This window comes from Donghicola sp. XS_ASV15, assembly GCF_041224595.1.
In the GTDB taxonomy this organism is placed as follows: Bacteria; Pseudomonadota; Alphaproteobacteria; order Rhodobacterales; family Rhodobacteraceae; genus Donghicola.
The window spans coordinates 362,911-382,618 of sequence record NZ_JBGFGN010000162.1; the positions used below are offsets into that span (position 1 = coordinate 362,911).

Annotated in this window: 17 protein-coding genes; 12 read left to right on the plus strand and 5 right to left on the minus strand. The window is 58.7% G+C overall.

Annotated features, from left to right (window positions below; genetic code table 11):
• Positions 1–40: 40 nt before the first annotated feature.
• The 5 genes from AB9K37_RS18150 (at position 41) to AB9K37_RS18170 (ending at position 4,404) form a co-directional block, all read left to right on the plus strand.
• Positions 41–1,093: an AI-2E family transporter gene (locus AB9K37_RS18150; protein WP_369841408.1), complete on the plus strand. Its 1,053-nt coding sequence runs from the start codon at positions 41–43 to the stop codon at positions 1,091–1,093.
• Between the two features lie 88 nt (positions 1,094–1,181).
• Entirely contained in the window at positions 1,182–1,598 is a 417-nt protein-coding gene (locus AB9K37_RS18155; RefSeq protein ID WP_369841411.1) for a Fur family transcriptional regulator, read from the plus strand.
• 84 nt (positions 1,599–1,682) lie between these two features.
• Entirely contained in the window at positions 1,683–2,576 is an 894-nt protein-coding gene (locus AB9K37_RS18160; RefSeq protein ID WP_369841414.1) for a DMT family transporter, read from the plus strand.
• 34 nt (positions 2,577–2,610) lie between these two features.
• A complete protein-coding gene (gene eno, locus AB9K37_RS18165; RefSeq protein WP_369841417.1) occupies positions 2,611–3,888 on the plus strand; it encodes a phosphopyruvate hydratase in 1,278 nt (425 codons plus the stop codon).
• An 84-nt stretch (positions 3,889–3,972) separates the two neighbouring features.
• Complete coding sequence (locus tag AB9K37_RS18170; RefSeq protein ID WP_369841420.1) at positions 3,973–4,404, plus strand: cupin domain-containing protein; 432 nt, start codon at positions 3,973–3,975, stop codon at positions 4,402–4,404.
• Between the two features lie 64 nt (positions 4,405–4,468).
• Here AB9K37_RS18170 and AB9K37_RS18175 read toward each other — a convergent pair whose 3' ends face one another.
• Complete coding sequence (locus AB9K37_RS18175; RefSeq protein WP_369841422.1) at positions 4,469–5,587, minus strand: anhydro-N-acetylmuramic acid kinase; 1,119 nt, start codon at positions 5,585–5,587, stop codon at positions 4,469–4,471.
• Between the two features lie 64 nt (positions 5,588–5,651).
• On the opposite strand from AB9K37_RS18175, the gene tyrS reads away from it, so the two are divergent.
• Both tyrS and AB9K37_RS18185 read left to right on the plus strand, forming a co-directional pair.
• On the plus strand, positions 5,652–6,902 hold the full coding sequence (tyrS, locus tag AB9K37_RS18180) for a tyrosine--tRNA ligase (RefSeq protein ID WP_369841425.1): 1,251 nt from the start codon (positions 5,652–5,654) through the stop codon (positions 6,900–6,902).
• Between the two features lie 183 nt (positions 6,903–7,085).
• On the plus strand, positions 7,086–8,039 hold the full coding sequence (locus tag AB9K37_RS18185; protein ID WP_369841428.1) for a GNAT family N-acetyltransferase: 954 nt from the start codon (positions 7,086–7,088) through the stop codon (positions 8,037–8,039).
• A gap of 42 nt (positions 8,040–8,081) precedes the next feature.
• Here AB9K37_RS18185 and AB9K37_RS18190 read toward each other — a convergent pair whose 3' ends face one another.
• The gene (locus tag AB9K37_RS18190; protein ID WP_369841431.1) at positions 8,082–8,636 is read right to left on the minus strand and encodes a peptidylprolyl isomerase; all 555 of its coding nucleotides are present in this window, start codon (positions 8,634–8,636) and stop codon (positions 8,082–8,084) included.
• Positions 8,629–9,135 carry a peptidylprolyl isomerase gene (locus AB9K37_RS18195; RefSeq protein ID WP_369841435.1) on the minus strand — a complete coding sequence of 169 codons (507 nt, stop codon included), beginning with the start codon at positions 9,133–9,135 and terminating at the stop codon, positions 8,629–8,631. Before AB9K37_RS18195 ends, AB9K37_RS18190 begins: the two co-directional genes overlap by 8 nt.
• A gap of 130 nt (positions 9,136–9,265) precedes the next feature.
• On the opposite strand from AB9K37_RS18195, the gene pgk reads away from it, so the two are divergent.
• The 5 genes from pgk (at position 9,266) to AB9K37_RS18220 (ending at position 14,841) form a co-directional block, all read left to right on the plus strand.
• Positions 9,266–10,441, plus strand: coding sequence for a phosphoglycerate kinase (gene pgk, locus AB9K37_RS18200; protein WP_369841438.1), 1,176 nt, complete (start codon positions 9,266–9,268; stop codon positions 10,439–10,441).
• Positions 10,442–10,574: 133 nt separating this feature from the next.
• Positions 10,575–10,871, plus strand: coding sequence for a septum formation initiator family protein (locus tag AB9K37_RS18205; protein ID WP_369841441.1), 297 nt, complete (start codon positions 10,575–10,577; stop codon positions 10,869–10,871).
• 235 nt (positions 10,872–11,106) lie between these two features.
• Entirely contained in the window at positions 11,107–12,129 is a 1,023-nt protein-coding gene (pdhA, locus tag AB9K37_RS18210; RefSeq protein WP_369841444.1) for a pyruvate dehydrogenase (acetyl-transferring) E1 component subunit alpha, read from the plus strand.
• A gap of 18 nt (positions 12,130–12,147) precedes the next feature.
• On the plus strand, positions 12,148–13,518 hold the full coding sequence (locus tag AB9K37_RS18215) for a pyruvate dehydrogenase complex E1 component subunit beta (protein ID WP_293707620.1): 1,371 nt from the start codon (positions 12,148–12,150) through the stop codon (positions 13,516–13,518).
• Positions 13,519–13,530: 12 nt separating this feature from the next.
• Positions 13,531–14,841, plus strand: a complete 1,311-nt coding sequence (locus tag AB9K37_RS18220; protein ID WP_369841447.1) for a pyruvate dehydrogenase complex dihydrolipoamide acetyltransferase — start codon at positions 13,531–13,533, stop codon at positions 14,839–14,841.
• Positions 14,842–15,143: 302 nt separating this feature from the next.
• Here AB9K37_RS18220 and cysE read toward each other — a convergent pair whose 3' ends face one another.
• Both cysE and AB9K37_RS18230 read right to left on the minus strand, forming a co-directional pair.
• Positions 15,144–15,956: a serine O-acetyltransferase gene (gene cysE / locus AB9K37_RS18225; RefSeq protein WP_369841450.1), complete on the minus strand. Its 813-nt coding sequence runs from the start codon at positions 15,954–15,956 to the stop codon at positions 15,144–15,146.
• Positions 15,957–16,065: 109 nt separating this feature from the next.
• Complete coding sequence (locus AB9K37_RS18230) at positions 16,066–19,683, minus strand: glycoside hydrolase/phage tail family protein (RefSeq protein WP_369841453.1); 3,618 nt, start codon at positions 19,681–19,683, stop codon at positions 16,066–16,068.
• Between the last annotated feature and the right edge of the window lie 25 nt (positions 19,684–19,708).

A 19,708-nucleotide genomic window follows, 5' to 3' on the forward strand; every position in this document is an offset into this window, starting at 1 on the left:
GGGCCAATCACGGCGCACGCGTTCTGCAAGAGAGTATGACATGGGACAGGCCGACCGGCCCTTTGTGACACTGGTCTATAGCGTGGCTTTGGCCCTGATGCTTGGCTACCTTTTGGTGATCGGCAAACAGATCCTTGTCCCGATCCTGTTTGCGATCATCCTGTGTTATATCCTGCTCGAAAGCGCGCGGGGCATTGGGCGGGTACCCGGCCTGAAACGCAGCCCAACATGGCTGCGGCACATTTTTACCCTGCTCGCCTTTGCGCTGGTCCTGACCCTGCTGACCTCAATCACGACGGAAAACGCGCAGGCGCTGGCCCAACGGGTGCCGGAATACGAGATGCGCCTGAATGTCTTTGTCAACGATGTGTCAGAGCGCCTGAACCTGCAAGAGCAGCCCTCTTGGACAGCGCTGCGGAACATGCTGGGCACCGACATCAACCTTGGTCAGATCACCAGCCGGATGCTTGGCGTTCTGGCCAGCTTTGGCACCAATATGTTCCTTGTTCTTCTGCTGGCGGCGTTTCTCATGCTGGAAAGTGCTGGCCTGAGTGCCAAAGTCACCCGCGCCTTTGAGACCCGCGAACAGTCCGACGCGATCATCAACATCTTTCACAAGATCAACGCGCAGATCGGTCAGTACCTGGCGGCCAAGACTGCGATCAACCTATGTTTGGGCTTCATCTCTTGGGTGATCATGGCGCTGATCGGCGTGGACTTTGCGATGTTCTGGGCCGTTGTGATCGGGCTGCTGAACTATATTCCTTACGTGGGCAGTCTGATGGGTGTGCTGTTCCCGACGCTGCTGAGTGTTGTGCAATTTGGCGATATGGCGACCACCGTGACCACCGCGATCACCCTAACGCTGGCACAGATGCTGATGGGCAATATCGTCGAGCCCCGCCTCTTGGGCCGCCTTGTGAACCTGAGCCCGTTTGTCGTTCTGGTCTCGCTGGTTGTCTGGGGGAGCCTATGGGGCATTCCGGGCGCGTTTCTGGCGGTGCCCATGACCTCGATCGTGACGCTGATCCTCGCGGGCTTTCCAGCCACGCGCTGGATTTCGGTGCTTCTGTCCTCTGAGGGAAAGATCTGACCTTTTCCTTGGCGACTTTCCTATGGCACTCTTCGGCCTACGGCGCTATTCGGCCCGCCCGAAAGAGCAGTAACCAACTGGGATCTCTATGACGACTGACAGCATCATCGTGCGCTGCGAAGCCAAGGGCCTTCGGATGACCGGCCAGCGCCGCCTGATCGCAGAAGTACTGGAAAGCTCCAACGACCATCCCGATGTCGAAGAGCTGTACGCGTTGGCCAACGCGCGTGATCCCAAAATCTCTTTGGCGACGGTCTACCGCACGGTCAAACTGTTCGAAGAATCCGGCATTCTAGAGCGCGTGGATTTCGGCGACGGCCGCGCCCGCTACGAAGACGCCGAGCGCGAGCACCATGATCATCTGATCGACATGACCACAGGACAGGTGATCGAGTTCGTTGATCCCGAAATCGAAGAACTGCAAGAGCGTATCGCCAAACGTCTTGGTTACAAGCTCAAGGGCCACAAGCTAGAGCTCTATGGGGTTCCAATAAAGAAATCCTGATATATCGAACACGTCTCGTGTTATTTCTTGCGTTTGCGCTAACATTTCCGTAGGTCTTCCTACAAATGAGGGGGAGAAGCCGCTTTGGATAATCTGCGCGGTATCATGTTGCTTGTGTTCGCGATGGCCAGCTTCGCGATCGAGGATCTGTTTATCAAAACAGCCTCCCAGACCCTGCCAACAGGTCAGATCATCGGCATTCTTGGCATCGTTGGGGCTATTTTCTTTGCGATCTACGCCCGCGCCATGGGCCACCGGCTGATCCATCCCGACGCGCTGCATAGAACGGTGGTTATTCGTAACATCTGCGAGATTGTGGGCACCCTGTCTTTTGTCACTGCCATCTCGCTCAGCGCGCTCAGCACCTCGACCGCGATCTATCAGGCCGCCCCTTTGGCGACGACCTTGGGTGCGGCCGTATTCCTGAAGGAACCCGTGGGGTGGCGCCGCTGGATGGCAATCTTTGTGGGCTTTGTCGGGGTAATGCTGATCATCCGTCCCGGCTCTGAGGCATTCGAGCCAGCCTCGCTCTTCGCGGTGCTGACCGTGATCACCTTGGCGGGTCGCGACGTGGCCACCCGCGTGATCCCCCAGCGCTTGTCCACGCTGGCGGTTTCGGCCTACGCCTTCTTGGCCATCGGCATCTCGGGCTTTGTCCTGATGATCGCGACAGGCCAGCCCGTCACCCCAATGAATGCCGCCGAGGTCAAAACCGTCTCGGCTGCCATCGTTTTTGCCCTGATGGGCTACTACACCCTGACCGCCGCCATGCGAGTCGGCGAGATGGGTGTGATCATGCCCTTCCGCTATACACGCCTGATTTTCGCAATGATCATTGGCCTGACCTTCTTCGAGGAGCGACCTGATGCGCTAACATACCTCGGGGCCGTCATAATTATTGCATCTGGCGTATATACCCTTTTCCGTGAGCGCAAACAGAGGCTTACACGTCTTTCCACAGCGTCCGGCACCCGCTAGAACGCACACAAACCAATCCACCGAGGGACTTTTTATGAGCACCATCATCGATATCCACGCGCGCGAGATCCTCGACAGCCGTGGCAACCCCACCGTCGAAGTCGACGTCATCCTCGAAGACGGCACCATGGGCCGCGCCGCAGTTCCCTCGGGCGCATCGACCGGCGCCTATGAGGCTGTTGAAAAGCGTGACGGCGACAAGTCGCGTTACATGGGCAAGGGCGTTCTGGAAGCTGTTGCTGCTGTAAACGGCGAGATCGCAGAAAACATCGTTGGTTTCGACGCGACCGAGCAAGAAGCCATCGACGCCGCGATGATCGAACTCGACGGCACCGACAACAAGGGCCGTCTGGGCGCAAACGCCATCCTCGGCGTATCGCTGGCCGTTGCTAAGGCCGCTGCCGAATACACCGGCCAGCCTCTGTTCCGCTATGTTGGCGGCACCTCGGCGCGCACCCTGCCCGTTCCGATGATGAACATCATCAACGGCGGCGAGCATGCGGACAACCCGATCGACATTCAGGAATTCATGATCATGCCCGTTTCGGCCGCGAACATCCGCGAAGCCGTCCGCATGGGCTCCGAGGTCTTCCACACCCTGAAAAAAGAGCTGTCGGCTGCTGGCATGTCCACCGGTCTGGGTGACGAAGGCGGCTTTGCCCCCGAACTGGGCTCGACCCGCGAAGCATTGGATTTCGTTCTGAAATCGATCGAAAAAGCAGGCTACAAACCCGGCGAGGACATCTATCTGGCCCTCGACTGTGCCGCGACCGAATACTTCGAAAACGGCAAATACGAGATGAAGGGCGAAGGCAAATCGCTGAGCCCCGCCGAGAACGTCGAATATCTGGCACAGCTCTGCGCAGACTACCCGATCATCTCGATCGAAGACGGCTGTGACGAAGATGACTGGGAAGGTTGGGCCATGCTGACCGAAAAGCTCGGCGACAAAGTCCAGCTTGTTGGCGACGACCTCTTCGTGACCAACCCCTCGCGTCTGGCAGACGGCATCGCCAAGGGCGTTGCAAACTCCATGCTGGTCAAAGTGAACCAGATCGGCTCGCTGTCCGAAACCCTGAAGGCCGTCGATTTGGCCCACCGTGCGCGCTACACGAACGTGATGTCGCACCGCTCGGGCGAAACCGAGGACGCGACCATCGCGGACCTCGCGGTTGCCACCAACTGTGGCCAGATCAAAACCGGCTCGCTCGCGCGTTCGGACCGGCTCGCGAAATACAACCAGCTGATCCGCATCGAGGAAATGCTGGGTGAGACTGCCGTCTACGCGGGCACCTCGATCCTGAAAAAGTAATCACCCCATCCGGTGATCAAATGGCCCCGCTTGCACATCGCAGGCGGGGCTTTTCTTTTGCCTAATCGCCCCTCAACTCGCCCCATGACCACAGCTGACCAACTCATTGAGCGCCTCGCCCTCCAGCCCCATCCCGAGGGCGGCTATTACCGTCAGACATGGATTGCAGACAGCGCAGACGGCAAACGCCCCGCTGGCACCTGCATCTATTTCCTGCTCAAAGCGGGCGAGTCCAGCCAATGGCACCGCGTCGATGCCGCTGAAATCTGGCATTACTACGCAGGCGCTCCCCTGATCCTGAGCCTCTCGGAATCGGACGAAGGCCCCGCTAAGGATCACATGCTCGGCCCAGACGTCCTGAACGGCGAACAGCCGCAACTGATCGTCCCGCCACACCACTGGCAGGCCGCCAAAACCACAGGCGACTACACATTGGTTGGCTGCACAGTCAGCCCCGCCTTCGAGTTCGAAGGCTTCACCCTCGCCCCGCCGGACTTCGACATCCCGCGCAGCTAGGCTTCTTTTTGCAAGAAATACTCCGGGGGTGACGGCGCCCCGCGCCGGAGGGGGCAGCGCCCCCTTATTCCCCGATCGCCACAGCCCCTGCCGCCGGACGGCTCACAATACCGCCGCCCACTGCCGCAGGCACGCCAGTGGTCGACCGACACGACGTCGGCAGCCCCTTCAATACCCGCACGGCCAAATGCCCAAAAGCCTGCGCCTCAAGCATATCTCCGTCCAAACCAACGTCCTCGACTGGCAGAACCTCCGCATTAACCGCGCCGCGCAAGCCATTCATGATAAACGCATTCTTTCGACCGCCACCAGTCACGAGCAGCTTGGACGGCACCGCCGGGCAATGCTCCAGCCCCGCCGCCACACAGCGCACCGACAGCATCGACAGGGTCGCTACAGCGTCCGCATCGGACAGACCATCCACCCGCCCGATCACATCGGCAAAGTCATCGCGATCCAAAGATTTCGGCGGAATGCGGTGGAAGAATGCGCGCTCCAACACGTCAGCAATCAAAGCCTCATCCACGACGCCCGTGGCCGCCAACGCACCATCTGCGTCATAGGCCTGCCCCAGCCGCGCAAACATCACGTCATTCACCGGCGCATTCGCAGGCCCCGTGTCAAACGCCAACAACGCGCCCTCTTCCTCGGGCCGGTCAAACCGCGGGTCCACATAGGTGATGTTCCCCACACCGCCCAAATTCAGAAAAGTAATCGGCTCCTCAGCCCCGATATACTTGGCGCAGGCAAAATGGAAAAACGGGGCCAGAGGCGCCCCTTCACCGCCCAAGCGCACATCGGCGGATCGGAAATCCCACACGACCGGATATCCCAGCAATTCGGCCAGAACCGCGCCGTCTCCGCATTGGTGCGTGCCGCGCCCTGATGGGTCATGGGCCAAGGTCTGCCCGTGGAATCCCCCCAGATCAACCGGACCAAAGGGGGCCATCACCTGCGCATGAACTGTCTCGACAATCTCGGCGGCCTCTTCGAAATCCCCGTCCTGCCACTGGCCCAAAGCGGCGCGCAACGTGTCCCTCTGCCAGTCCGTATAGGGCCGATAGGCCGACGGCCCGAACCCGTGAATCCGCTCGCCATCACTCAGTACAATTGCCGCATCCACCCCATCGAGCGATGTTCCTGACATCGTTCCCAGGGCTTGCAGCACACCAGATTGCTTCATGCGCTTTTCCTCTGCTCGCAACCGCTCTATAGAGTGCCTCGCAACCGTAAAAGGGACAAGTGCAATGACCTACCATCCAAAGTCTGAATTCCTGCGCATCATGATCGAGCGCGGCTATCTGGCGGATTGCACCGACTATCAGAGCCTCGATGACGCGCTGATGGCGGGCACTGTCCCTGCGTATATCGGCTACGACGCCACCGCCGCGTCGCTGCACGTCGGGCACCTGCTGAATATCATGATGCTGCGCTGGCTGCAGAAAACCGGCCACAAACCCATCACCTTGATGGGCGGCGGCACCACCAAAGTGGGCGATCCGTCCTTCCGCAGCGATGAACGTCCCCTGCTTGGCCCCGATCAGATCCAATCGAACATCGACGGGATGCAGCAGGTGTTCGCCCGCTACCTCAGCTACAGCGACACACTCAATGGCGCGATCATGCTGAACAACGCCGAGTGGCTGGACAACCTGAACTACCTCGAGTTCCTGCGCGACATCGGCCGCCATTTCAGCGTGAACCGTATGCTGTCCTTCGAATCGGTCAAATCCCGTCTGGACCGCGAACAGTCGCTCAGCTTCCTCGAGTTCAACTACATGATCCTGCAGGCCTATGACTTCCTCGAGCTGAACCGCCGCTATGGCTGTCTTTTGCAGATGGGCGGCTCTGACCAGTGGGGCAACATCGTCAACGGCATCGACCTGACCCGCCGCGTGCTGGACCACGAAATCTACGGCCTGACCTCGCCCCTGCTGACCACCAGCGACGGCAAGAAAATGGGCAAGAGCCAAGGCGGCGCCATGTGGCTGAACGCCGACATGCTGTCGCCCTATGACTTCTGGCAGTTCTGGCGCAACACCACGGACGCGGACACTGGCCGCTTCCTGAAGCTCTATACCGAGCTGCCCGTGGACGAGTGCGAGCGTCTTGGCGCGCTGCAAGGCTCCGAGATCAACGAAGCCAAAATCATTCTGGCGAACGAAGTCACCAGCCTGCTGCACGGGGTCGAAGCGGCCAAAGCCGCCGAAGCCACCGCCAAAGAGGTCTTTGAAAAGGGCATCGCTGGCGGCGACCTGCCCCGTCTAACCCTAAGCGCCGATGAGCTTGGCGATGGCATCTCGGTCGTGCAGATCTTTGTCCGTTCCGGCCTTGCAGCCACTGGCAAAGAGGCCAAGCGCCTGATCGCCGACAACGGCGCTAAGATCGACGACGAGGCCGTCACCGACGCGGGCAAGCTGATCACCGCAGCCGATCTGTCCAGCCCCCTGAAGCTGAGCGCAGGCAAGAAACGCCACGCCATCGTCGAACTGGGCTAAACCAGCCAATCAATCAGGCTGAGCCCCAAGTACACAGGCACAGCCAAAACGCAGAACAACCAAAGCGCCCCGATCAACGTTGGTCGGGGCGCTTTTGCGTGAACGCCCTTTACGGTTTTTTCAGGTTTCTTAAAAAATTCCATACCGGCATTAACCAGTCGTTAAGTTTAGATATGGTTAATGATGTCCATGAACCTTGCATGGACCGCACCGTCAGCCATCCCCCCGGCCACTCACACGGTTCCCCTGCAGCAAAGCGCGGCATACCACAGAACTTGCGCAGCACTGGGTCATAAAACACTTTGCCTGACCCTCGGGGATGTCTCCGCACCTCTGGGTCAGGCACATGTTCTCTTCCGGCAGGTTCCGGTGATCGGCACGGTCGCATCCATCATCGGCGGTCCGATCTGGTCGGAGCACCTATCGAGCATACAAAAGAAAACTGCCCTGACAGGATTAACAAGGCGCATCAAGGCACGCGCCATCCTCATGGCGGCAAACAGCGCCGACGACCCCATCGCACGGCGCGCCATCCCGATTATGACGCCAGCAACCTCTGCCATCTGGGATTTGCGGACGGACCTCCGCGCAGGGCTCTGCCAGAAGTGGCGCAACCGTCTTATCAAAGCAGAAGCATCCGGCCTGTCGATCCGCAACGAGAATCTTCCAACCGCGCCCGATCACTGGCTTCTGAAAGCCAACGCGGAACAAGCAAAGCTGAAACGCTTCCGCCCCTATCCGCCCGCCTTTGTCGCCACATGGGCGCGCACGCAGGGCAAGGGCTTTACACTGACTGCCCTCCACAAAGGCAACCCGATTGCCGCCCTCTTGATCCTGATCCACGGCGACAGCGCCACCTACCAGATTGCGTGGACCACAGCTGAGGGACGCAAGGTGCACGCGCAAAACCTTCTGCTGTTCTATGCCGCGCTGACCCTGCGCGACCAAGGGGTCACGCGTCTCGACCTTGGCATTCTGGACACCGACCGCGCCGCAGGTCTTGCCCGATTCAAACTCGGCACAGGGGCACAGGCCCACACCCAAGGGCCAACTACCCTCCTCGCCCCCTTCACGCGCCTCTTTGCCAAAAAGAAAAAGGGCAGACGCTCAACAGCGCCTGCCCCTCTTTCTTGGTAAAAATACCCAATCCGCCGCGATAGCGGCGCACAGAGTCAGCTCCTATTCGGTGACTTCAACCTTGGTCATCACGTCAGGTTCGCCGACAACAGCGCCATTGCGACCCGCGCCGCGCTTGATCGCGTCAACCACGTCCATGCCCTCGGTCACTTCGCCCACGATGGTGTAGCCACCATTCAGATGGGGCGCAGGCGCGAACATGATAAAGAACTGCGAGTTTGCCGAGTTTGGGTTCTGAGACCGCGCCATGCCGACAACACCGCGCTCGAACGATTTGTCCGAAAACTCGGCCTGCAGGTCCTCGCGGTCCGACCCGCCCATACCAGCGCGGCGGATGTCAAAGCCTTCGCCCATTTTGCCGAACTGCACGTCACCCGTCTGCGCCATGAAGCCGTCGATCACGCGGTGGAACACCACGCCATCATAAGCCCCTTCGGCTGCCAGAGCGGTGATCTGCTCTACGTGCTGGGGGGCGACATCTTCGAACAGGTCCACGTGGACGGTGCCGTTGGCCTCGCCCGAAACCGTGATATCCAGACCGGTTGCCAGTGCGGGGCCTGCAACCAGTGCAAACCCCAGAGCCGACAGATTACGCATCTGCGGCCACCTTGACGCTGATCATGCGGTCAGGGTTCGCAGGGGGCTCGCCGCGCGCGATCTTGTCCACGAACTCCATGCCGGAAACCACACGGCCATAAACGGTGTACTGACCGTTCAGGAAGTGGTTGTCCTTGAAGTTGATAAAGAACTGGCTGTTCGCCGAGTTCGGGTTCATCGAACGCGCCGCACCCAGAGTGCCACGGTCATGGGGCAGCTTGCTGAATTCTGCGGGCAGATCGGGCTTGTCCGACCCACCGGTGCCTGCGCGGCCAGGGTTGTAGTCCTTTTCCATGTTCGCGTGCTGCACGTCGCCAGTCTGCGCCATGAAGCCGTCGATCACACGGTGGAACGCGACATTGTCATACGCGCCTTCGCGGGCCAGTTCTTTCATGCGTTCTGCATGCTTGGGCGCGACGTCGGCCAGCAGTTCGATGGTCACGGTGCCGTCCTTCAGTTCGATCAGGATGGTGTTTTCAGGATCTTTGATCTCGGCCATAACTGGTCCTCTCATTGGTATTTGCGCACAGACTTAAGCCTTGGACGCAGGATTGCCAAGCTAAGCCGTTGACCTGAGCGTCCCGACACGCGAAGAAACGCGCAGGTTATATTTAGGAGGAGCCACGATTATGGCCTGGAAAACCCTCGACCAGATGGACCTGAACGGCAAACGCGTTCTGACCCGTGTAGATATCAACGTCCCGATGAAAGACGGGGTCGTCACCGACGCCACCCGTATCGAACGCATCAAGCCCACCATCGACTCGATCTTTGCGGCTGGCGGCACCCCTGTCTTGTTGGCGCACTTCGGTCGCCCCAAGGGTCAGGTTGTGCCGGAAATGTCCCTGAGCCACGTCGCCCCCAAGGTCGAAGAGGTTCTGGGCCGCAAGGTGACCTTCATCGAGAAGCCTGATTCCGCTCAGTTGGATGCCGCTGACGCAGGCAGCATCATCCTGATTGAAAACACCCGTTTCGCTGCTGGCGAAGAAAAGAACGACCCAGAGATGGCCAAGTTCCTTGCAACTCTGGGTGACGTGTACTGCAACGATGCGTTTTCTGCGGCCCACCGTGCCCATGCCTCGACCGAGGGTGTGGCCCATCTGCTGCCCTCTTGCGCGGGCCGCAACATGGAAGCCGAACTGACCGCACTCGAGTCCGCTCTGGGACAGCCCGAGCGCCCTGTTGTTGCAGTCGTCGGTGGGGCCAAGGTGTCGACCAAGCTTGAGCTGCTGTCGAACCTGATCGAGAAGGTCGATTATCTGGTGATCGGTGGCGGCATGGCCAACACCTTCCTTGCCGCACAGGGCATCAACGTTGGCAAATCGCTCTGCGAACATGACCTGACCGGCACCGCCAAAGAGATCATGGACAAAGCCAGCGGCGCAGGCTGCGAGATCGTCCTGCCAGAAGATGTTGTTGTGGCTTGGGAATTCGCGGCGAACGCCAAGAACGATACCGTGGCCAACACCGCCTGCCCCGAGGATGCGATGATCCTGGATGCGGGCCTTGCCGCGGTTCAGAAGATCGTGTCGGTGTTCGAGCAGTCGAAAACCCTAATCTGGAACGGTCCCCTTGGTGCCTTCGAGATTGAGCCCTTTGATACTGCGACCAACGCTGCGGCCAAAGCGGCCGCCGAGCTGACCAAACAGGGCAAGCTGGTGTCGATCGCAGGTGGCGGCGATACCGTTTCGGCACTGAATCAGGCCGGTGCAGCTGACAACTTCACCTACATCTCCACCGCTGGCGGCGCGTTTTTGGAGTGGATGGAAGGCAAAACCCTGCCGGGCGTCGCCGCGCTCGGCTAGGGCACCCCACAAAACTGAGGGGGTGGGCCATACCTACCCCCCAAATTTGGGGTATTCCCTGATTTGTATCGTTGTGGCAATATCTTATCCACAGGCTTACGCAACGACAGAGCGGATAACCGCCAGAGGCAGCATGGCAGAGCAACGTCCCGGTCTCGGGTTCTTGATATACTTTACTGCGGCCTTTACGTTAGGTCTCTACTTTACATTCGCTGCGGTTCAGGGTGATTACGGTGTATTCCGTCGCGCTGAAATCGAGGCGGAGACCCAGGCGCTGCGCGCCGAACTTGCGTCACTGCAAGCAGAGGTCGACAGGATGGAGAATTTGACCCGTCGTCTGTCTGACCGCTATCTGGATCTGGATCTGCTGGATGAGCAGGCCCGCGAGGTCCTTGGAATGGTTCGATCCAACGAGATCATCATTCAATAAAGTTTCTTGTCACCACTCACACGACAAGGCCGCTCCCTTCGGGGGGCGGTTTTTTGTATACAATACTTACAGATTACTCCGATCTGTATACTAAGCCCCCTTCAGATTTTGCAAAGCCGTTGCGATGCGCTCCCGTTTTTCGGGTGTGCAAGATTTTCTCTCGCATCATGGAAACAGATAGGATATAGATAGTTCAACGTTAAACTATTTGCTTGAAAATGGGAGGGGACGGATTATGGCCACTCGGAAAAGTCCAGCAAAACCGAATGTATCGGCGGAAGAGCTGCTCGAATACTATCGTGAAATGCTGTTGATCCGCCGGTTCGAAGAAAAGGCAGGCCAGCTTTATGGCATGGGCCTGATCGGCGGGTTTTGCCACCTGTATATTGGTCAGGAAGCTGTTGTTGTCGGCCTTGAGGCGGCAGCAAGCGAAGGTGACAAGCGCGTCACATCCTACCGCGACCACGGCCACATGCTGGCCTGCGGCATGGACCCTAAGGGCGTCATGGCCGAACTAACTGGCCGCGAAGGCGGCTATTCGCGCGGCAAAGGCGGCTCGATGCACATGTTCTCGAAAGAGAAGCACTTCTACGGTGGCCACGGCATCGTGGGTGCGCAGGTGCCGATCGGTGCCGGTCTGGCGTTTGCCGACAAATACCTTGGAAATGACCGCGTGACCTTTGCCTACTTTGGCGACGGCGCAGCGAACCAAGGTCAGGTCTACGAGACCTATAACATGGCGCAGCTCTGGGAACTGCCGGTCATCTTCGTGATCGAGAACAACCAGTACGCCATGGGCACCTCGGTCGCACGTTCGACCAAATCCCCTGCCCTGTGGAAACGTGGCGAAGCCTACGGTATCGCAGGTCAAGAAGTGGACGGCATGGACGTTCTGGCGGTCAAAGAAGCGGGCGAGAAAGCTGTCGCACACTGCCGCGCAGGCAAAGGCCCCTACATTCTGGAAGTGAAAACATACCGTTACCGCGGTCACTCCATGTCGGACCCTGCGAAATACCGCACCCGCGAAGAAGTGCAGAAGATGCGCGAAGAGCGTGACGCAATCGAACACGTGCGCGATCTGCTGCTGTCCGGCGGCCACGCGTCCGAAGATGACCTGAAAGCCATCGACAAAGAGATCAAGTCTGTTGTCAACGAAAGCGCCGAGTTCGCCAAGGAAAGCCCCGAGCCCGCGCTCGACGAACTCTACACCGACATCTACGCCGCGGAATTGCCCGCAGGCCAAGAAGCAGACGCCTAAGGGAGAGGACATAGGATTATGGCAACCGAAGTTTTGATGCCCGCCCTTTCGCCCACGATGGAAGAGGGCACACTGGCCAAGTGGCTGGTCAAAGAAGGCGATACTGTAAACTCTGGCGATATCCTCGCCGAGATTGAAACCGACAAAGCGACCATGGAATTCGAAGCTGTTGATGAAGGCATCATCGGCAAGATCCTGATCGCCGAAGGCACCGAAGGCGTAAAGGTGAACACCCCCATCGCCGTGCTGGTCGAAGAAGGCGAAAGCGCTGACGATGTGGCGACCTCTTCTGCCCCTGCAGAAGACGCTGCGCCTGCTGCCGAAGCCGCCCCCAGCGCGCCCGCCGCGCCCAAGGGTCCGGTCGAGGTCGTTGTCCCCGAAGAGCAGGACATCCCCGAAGGCACCGAATTCAAATCCATGACCGTCCGCGAAGCGCTGAACAGCGCCATCGCCGAAGAACTGCGCCGCGACGAAGGCGTGTTCATCATGGGTGAAGAAGTCGCCGAGTATCAGGGTGCCTACAAAATCACCCAAGGCCTGCTGGACGAATTCGGCGCCAAGCGCGTGATCGACACCCCCATCACCGAGCACGGCTTTGCCGGTGTGGCTGTGGGTGCCGCGTTCGGTGGTCTGAAGCCCATCGTCGAGTTCATGACCTTTAACTTCGCGATGCAGGCGATCGACCAAATCATCAACTCTGCTGCGAAAACCCTGTACATGTCGGGCGGCCAGATGGGCGCACCGATGGTGTTCCGTGGTCCGAACGGCGCCGCCGCCCGCGTTGGCGCGCAGCACAGCCAGGACTATGCAGCTTGGTACGCGCAGATCCCCGGCCTGAAAGTTGTGATGCCCTACTCGGCAGCGGACTACAAAGGTCTGTTCAAGACTGCCGTGCGCGATCCGAACCCGGTCATCTTCCTCGAGAACGAGATCCTGTATGGCAAATCGTTCGATGTGCCCGTTCTGGACGACTATACCGTGCCCTTTGGCAAAGCCAAAATCTGGCGCGAAGGTACCGATGTGACCATCGTCTCGTTCGGCATCGGCATGACCTACGCCCTAGAAGCGGCTGACAAGCTGGCCGAAGAAGGCATCAGCGCCGAAGTCATCGACCTGCGCACCCTGCGTCCGCTGGACAAAGACACCGTGATCAAGTCGGTCATGAAGACCAACCGCTGCGTCACCGTCGAAGAAGGCTTCCCTGTCTGCTCGATCGGCAACCACATCAGCTCGATCCTGATGCAGGAAGCGTTCGACTATCTGGACGCACCGGTCATCAACTGCACCGGCAAGGACGTTCCGATGCCCTACGCCGCGAACCTTGAAAAGCTGGCTTTGGTCACCACCGACGAGGTGATCGACGCTGTCAAACAAGTCACCTACCGCTAAGGAGATCGCAGAATGCCTACCGAAATCCTGATGCCCGCCCTGTCTCCGACCATGGAAGAGGGCACGCTGGCCAAATGGCTGGTCAAAGAGGGTGACACCGTGAACTCGGGCGACCTGCTGGCCGAGATCGAAACCGACAAAGCCACGATGGAATTCGAAGCCGTGGACGAAGGTGTTGTTGGCAAGATCCTGATCGCCGAGGGCACCGAAGGCGTGAAGGTCAACAGCCCCATCGCGGTTCTGCTGGCCGAAGGCGAAAGCGCGGACGATATCGGAGCGGCCCCTGCGGCGGCTCCGGCAGAAGCGCCCAAAGCCGAAGAGACCAAAGCCGCGGCGGCAACGCCTTCGGCTGCGGCCCCTGCCCCTGCGGCGGCAACCACCGACAGCGGTGACCGCATCTTCTCGTCTCCCTTGGCGCGCCGCATCGCTGCGGACAAGGGTCTGGACCTGAAGTCGATCAAAGGCTCGGGCCCCCGTGGCCGTATCATCAAAGCCGACGTCGAAAGCGCGACCGCAGCGCCCAAGGCCGAAGCCGCCGCGCCTGCAGCGGCAGCCCCTGCCGCTGCGCCCGCAGCTGCCGCCGCGCCTGCAGGTCCGTCGACCGACGCTGTCCTCAAAATGTACGAGGGCCGCGAGTTCGAAGAGAAGAAGCTCGACGGTATGCGCAAGACCATTGCGGGCCGCCTGACCGAAGCCAAGCAGACCATCCCGCACTTCTACCTGCGCCGCGACATCAAGCTGGACGCGCTGCTGAAGTTCCGCAGCCAGCTGAACAAGCAGCTCGAAGGGCGCGGTGTGAAGCTGTCGGTCAACGACTTCATCATCAAAGCTTCGGCTCTGGCGCTGCAAGCCGTTCCCACCGCAAACGCGGTTTGGGCCGGTGATCGCGTGCTGGAACTGAAGCCTTCGGACGTGGCCGTTGCGGTTGCGATCGACGGTGGTCTCTTCACGCCCGTGCTGAAAGACGCCGAGATGAAGTCCCTGTCCGCTCTGTCGGCAGAGATGAAGGATCTGGCGAAACGTGCCCGTGACCGCAAACTTGCGCCCCACGAGTACCAAGGCGGCAGCTTTGCCATCTCGAACCTCGGCATGTTCGGCATCGACAACTTCGACGCTGTGATCAACCCGCCCCACGGTGCGATCCTTGCGGTTGGTGCTGGCGTGAAAAAGCCGGTGGTGAACGCAGACGGCGAAATCGAAGTGGCGACCGTCATGTCCGTCACCCTGAGCGTTGATCACCGTGTGATTGACGGCGCACTAGGAGCCGAGCTGCTGCAGGCGATCGCAGAGAACCTCGAGAACCCGATGATGATGCTGGCGTAAGATAGACAGCCATACATTCGAAAGATATTCGAATACCCGAATGGGCAGTTTGATCTTTCTGCGACAAAAGTATTAGGGTCGTTTGCAAGAAAGCCGCTCACTTTCATGGAACCGAGGGCGAAACGGACATATCCGTTTCGCCCTTTCCCTATTTAAAACCCTGATAAATATACATTTTTGAATTGGGTTTCTTAGCGTGGATTTTTGCAGGCATGTAAGACTGGCTACCCACTACGCATAGGGACAAAAAGAAACGGGACTGCGTTTCTGCAATCCCGCAATCAACATTAATATCGAACGGACTATCCGCCTTGGGACGGGAAACTGTGGTCCATGCTCAGGGATGGTTGGCTGCACCCTGCCTCGCCGACAATGCGCGCTGGCACACCTGCTACAGTTTTGCAGGGCGGAACATCTTGAAGGACAACGGAACCCGCAGCAACGCGCGAGCAGTCACCAACTTTGATGTTTCCCAGAACCTTTGCGCCGGCGCCGATCAGAACGCCGTTGCCGATTTTCGGGTGGCGGTCCTCTTCTTCTTTCCCGGTGCCACCAAGGGTCACCGAGTGCAGCATCGACACGTTGTCACCAACCACAGCGGTTTCACCGATGACGATCGAATGCGCGTGGTCGATCATGATGCCACGCCCGATTCGCGCTGCGGGATGCACGTCCAATCCGAACTGCTCGGAAATTCGCATCTGAAGAAAGTAAGCCAAGTCCCTGCGACCGGTTTTCCACAACCAGTGCGCCACGCGATAGCTCTGGACTGCTTGGAAGCCTTTGAAAAACAAAAGCGGTTGAATGTAGCGAAGGCATGCAGGGTCGCGCTCAAAGACCGCAACGATGTCTGCGCGCGCCGCCTCGCCGAGCGCTGGGTCCTTGGCATAGGCTTCTTCGGCAATCTCGCTCAACAACTGTCCGGACATCTCGGGCGAGGACAATTTCATCGCCATCCGGTATGTCAACGCGCGCTCCAAAGAGCCGTGATGCAAAATTGTAGAATGCACCAAACCGCCGAGAAGTGGCTCTTCTTGGATCGCCTCTTCGGCTTCTTGCACGATGCGATTCCAGACAGGATCGACCTCGGCAATTTTTGACTGTGTCTCGGGCATAGGGGCTCTCCGCTCTTTCGGACACCATAACAAATAGATTTGTACTGCGAAACACAAGGACGAGAATGTGAAGAGGCGGCGCTCAATGAGCACCGCCTGTTGTTTGCGATCAAGACACGGTGAAACTTGCCGCGGGGCCCGGACCGAAAAGGTCCGAAACCTGAGCGATTTCAAAGCGGTATTCGTCTTGGCTTTGATCTAGTATTCTCTGATCCTGCGAGTAGGTGAAAGCAGCCTCTGACAGAGTCACTTCGCGTCGTAGGACACCCTGTGAAAAAATGCTAAGCCGATAAGCCTCTTTTGTTTCAGAGAGCGGCACATCTTCGCGGTCCCAGTCATCTCCACCGATACGCGTCCGCCGGACCCAAGTGAGTTCGTGTTCTGTGCCAGACTTTGTGCATTTCAGGTGACAAGGCCGATAGGGTGAAAGCCCGCGCCCAACAAAAGTGAGTTCTTGGGTTGTATAGGATCGATCGTCATACGACCGTCCAACCGGCCCAGAGCGAATGAACTGGGGGCTGTTCAGATGCGCAAGCGCAAGATCCATTTGACCAAGCGCTCCGTCGAGCAGAACAAAGTAGCTGCCCTCGGGCCATGAATCCGTATTGACCCAATCCGTCCCTGCCTGCCCGCGCAAGAAGCCAGACAGTCGATACCGGCCGTTCCCGAGGGGCTCTGCCTGTCTAAACTGGAGAAGCTCCCAGCCGTCTGCCGATCCAGACCCGATGGCGGCCAGATTTCCACCTGACAGAAAAGCGTCTTCACCGACCGAAGCAAGTGTACCGGTGGCGAGCGCTACGTCACAAGAGATCCCCCTCTGTTCGATCCCGCAAGGCGCAGGAAGAAGCGCTGTGTCCAGCTGGCCAATGGTCGCCGGCGCTGTGAGCGTATTGGACAACGTGAAACCAGTGTCCGTGGGGCTGGTGTAAACGTTGACCCCGTCACGCCAAGGATCGGAGGTTGCCGCAAGATAAGGCGCATGAGCCACCTCATCGCAGCGCAAAAGTGGCAATTCAAGCGCCAGGCACAGTGCTGGAAGCGGTGGCACATAAGGCGCTGTTATGACCTGCTCGGCGACTTCTGGCGCTGCTTGATAGACCGAAGGATCGACGCGCACAGCCTCTATTTCGCGCCCCTCGCACAGCGTCACTCCCTCAATACGGTATATGAGTTCCGGTTCGTCTGCAAAAGCAACCAGATCTCCAACCGCGATGTCGCTCCGAGACGGAGGCAACGAAAAGGCGCAGGTCTCTCGGCCAACCTGTGCTTCGCTGAGCCACCGATTGCTGGCCTGTTTCGCCTCGGCTCGGGTCAAGACCAACGGAACTTCGTTTTGGACAGGCCGCTGAATGCTGTCCCAAGGGGCTCGGACCTCGACCGACACAGGCTCAAAGCCAGCATCTGCCTCGAAAAACGACAAGCCAACAGAATTCGGCACCTCAAGAGCAGTTGACCGCTCTTTGCGGAGGTCCCCGTCATGTGACTGCAGGACTTCTGCTCTGTCCACTAGCTTAGTGGCACCCGACTTGCGAGAGCGGAACACCAGCACGCCATTGTGCTCAAACGCGTCGAACCCATAGGTCAGCATCAGCCCTTGTAACGCAGCACGCGCCGATTGCGGACCATCTTCGGAGTAGCCGCGAACCACACCATAAAGGTCTTGGGTGTCGATGTCCGTCACCCCGGCAGATGCGCAAATCTCGGCCACAACGGACGCCAAAGTTCGATGACCACTGCGCCCCGTGATCCAATGACCGCGCAAGTAGTTCGGCGCGTCCTTCCACACCAGACCATGGTTCGGAAAAGCTGGATAGGGTCGCGCATCCCATGCCCAAACATACATTCGCGAGGCATCGATCATCCGCTCTCCATAGACCGGAGAAACGGGATTATTCTCGGGTTCTTGCCAATATTCCCGCATCGCACGCAGATATTGCATCTGAATAAATTCGTCCCGCTCTCCCGTAGAGTAGAAGGGCAAAGCAGATTCCGACGACTTCGGATCAACGAATTTGTTGGGCTGGTTGGTGCCTTTGTCGACTGCCGCGCAACCAATCTCCGTGAACCAGATGGGTTTGGAAAACGGCTGCCATTCCGTGGCGGACTCAGCCCGTATACCTGCAATCCGTTCGTGGTGATGACTCGCCCACCAGCTGCGAATATCCTTGGAGCGATAAATCCAGGGCTCACCATACCCGCCATCGGCGATTGGTGCGCGCTGTTGTTTGTCGCGCGCCACGGCACTTGGGTAGTACCAGTCAAAGCCCTCTCCACCCTCGATATTACTCTTCAGGTAATCAAGGTTATACACGTCGCCCCAAGCGGAGTCTGCATGATCGATTTCATCGCGCCAATCCGACAGGGGCATGTAGTTGTCGATACCGACAAAGTTGATTTGCGGATGTGCCCACAAGGGGTCCAAATGGAAGTATCGGTCACCGCTTCCATCTGTCGGTTGATACCCGAAATATTCGCTCCAGTCTGCGGCATAGCCCAGCTTTGTCTCATCCCCGAGAATAGCACGCACATCATCAGTCAGTGCGATCAGCGCCTGGACAATCGGAAAACCATTTGCACCCCGAATTTGTGTCAAACCCCGAAGTTCTGAACCCACGCAGAAGGCATGCACACCGCCCGCAGCCTGACAGAGCATAGCGTAATGCAAAACAAAGCGCCGCAGCGACCACTCATCGGGACCATTGTAGATGATCTTTTCGCCGTCGAAGCTGAAATCAGAGGGCCGCGCCGTCCCCACAAACTTCGCGACCTCTTCATCGGCCAAGGCTGTGCCATCGGGTGACCCATGGCGGGATGGCGCTACGGAGAGAGTAATCCGTCCCCGCCAAGGCAAAGGCGGTTGCTCTTCTCCGAGGCCCCATGGATCAGCTAAACCGTTGCCAGACAACTGATCCATCAAGATAAACGGATAGAACATCACCTGTTGGCCAACAGCATTCAAATGCCGGATTGCTTCGATGACCGACTGGTCAGAAGGTGTCCCGCCATAAACAGGATTGCCGTCGATTTGGGAAATGACGGGCGCATCGGCGCGCGCAACGCCGCAGACCTGCCATGGCATCCCAACACCGTCATATTGTGTTTGCTCTACTTTGGGCTGGATCGTGCAGGAGCCGCATCGCAAGTCATCCCCGAACCACGAAACGACGAGCGAGCTCGCCCTGCAATTCGGAGCTTCCTCGACCAATGCGCCGACCGAACTCTCCAGATCGCTGATCCCTGAGAAGCTGTTCACATTCGAGGACTCTGCAGCCGCCAGCGCTTTCTCATAGTGAACAGGGGTTGTGGCCAGAGCGTACTCTCCGGATCCTGGGATCATTGCAACTGCCGTAATGTCCTGAGAGATATTCCCATGCTCACCCAACCCACCAGGCGCGTGTCGGACGACCTCGAAGCTGAACTGCGGAATCCTATTGCCATAAGGGGCAAGCTGTAGATCTTCGAAAACAACATATGCCGTCCCGCGATAGGCTGGCACGGCATCGTCTCCTTCAATCGCCTCAATCAGCGGATCGGGCAACTGGTCGTCATGGCCGTGGTACACCCGCATGTTCAAAGTCGAAAGACCGACCTCTGTACCGTCAGCCCATATGCGACTGTCAACGGCGGAGTAAAATTCGGCCATTGTGGCGGAGCAAAAGTCGGCCAGTTTGGGGCGAGCGCCTTGGAGCGTGCGGCCCTCATATAGCAAGCCCGGTCCAAGGCGCATTGGCCGTCAGGCCAATTCTGTGAGG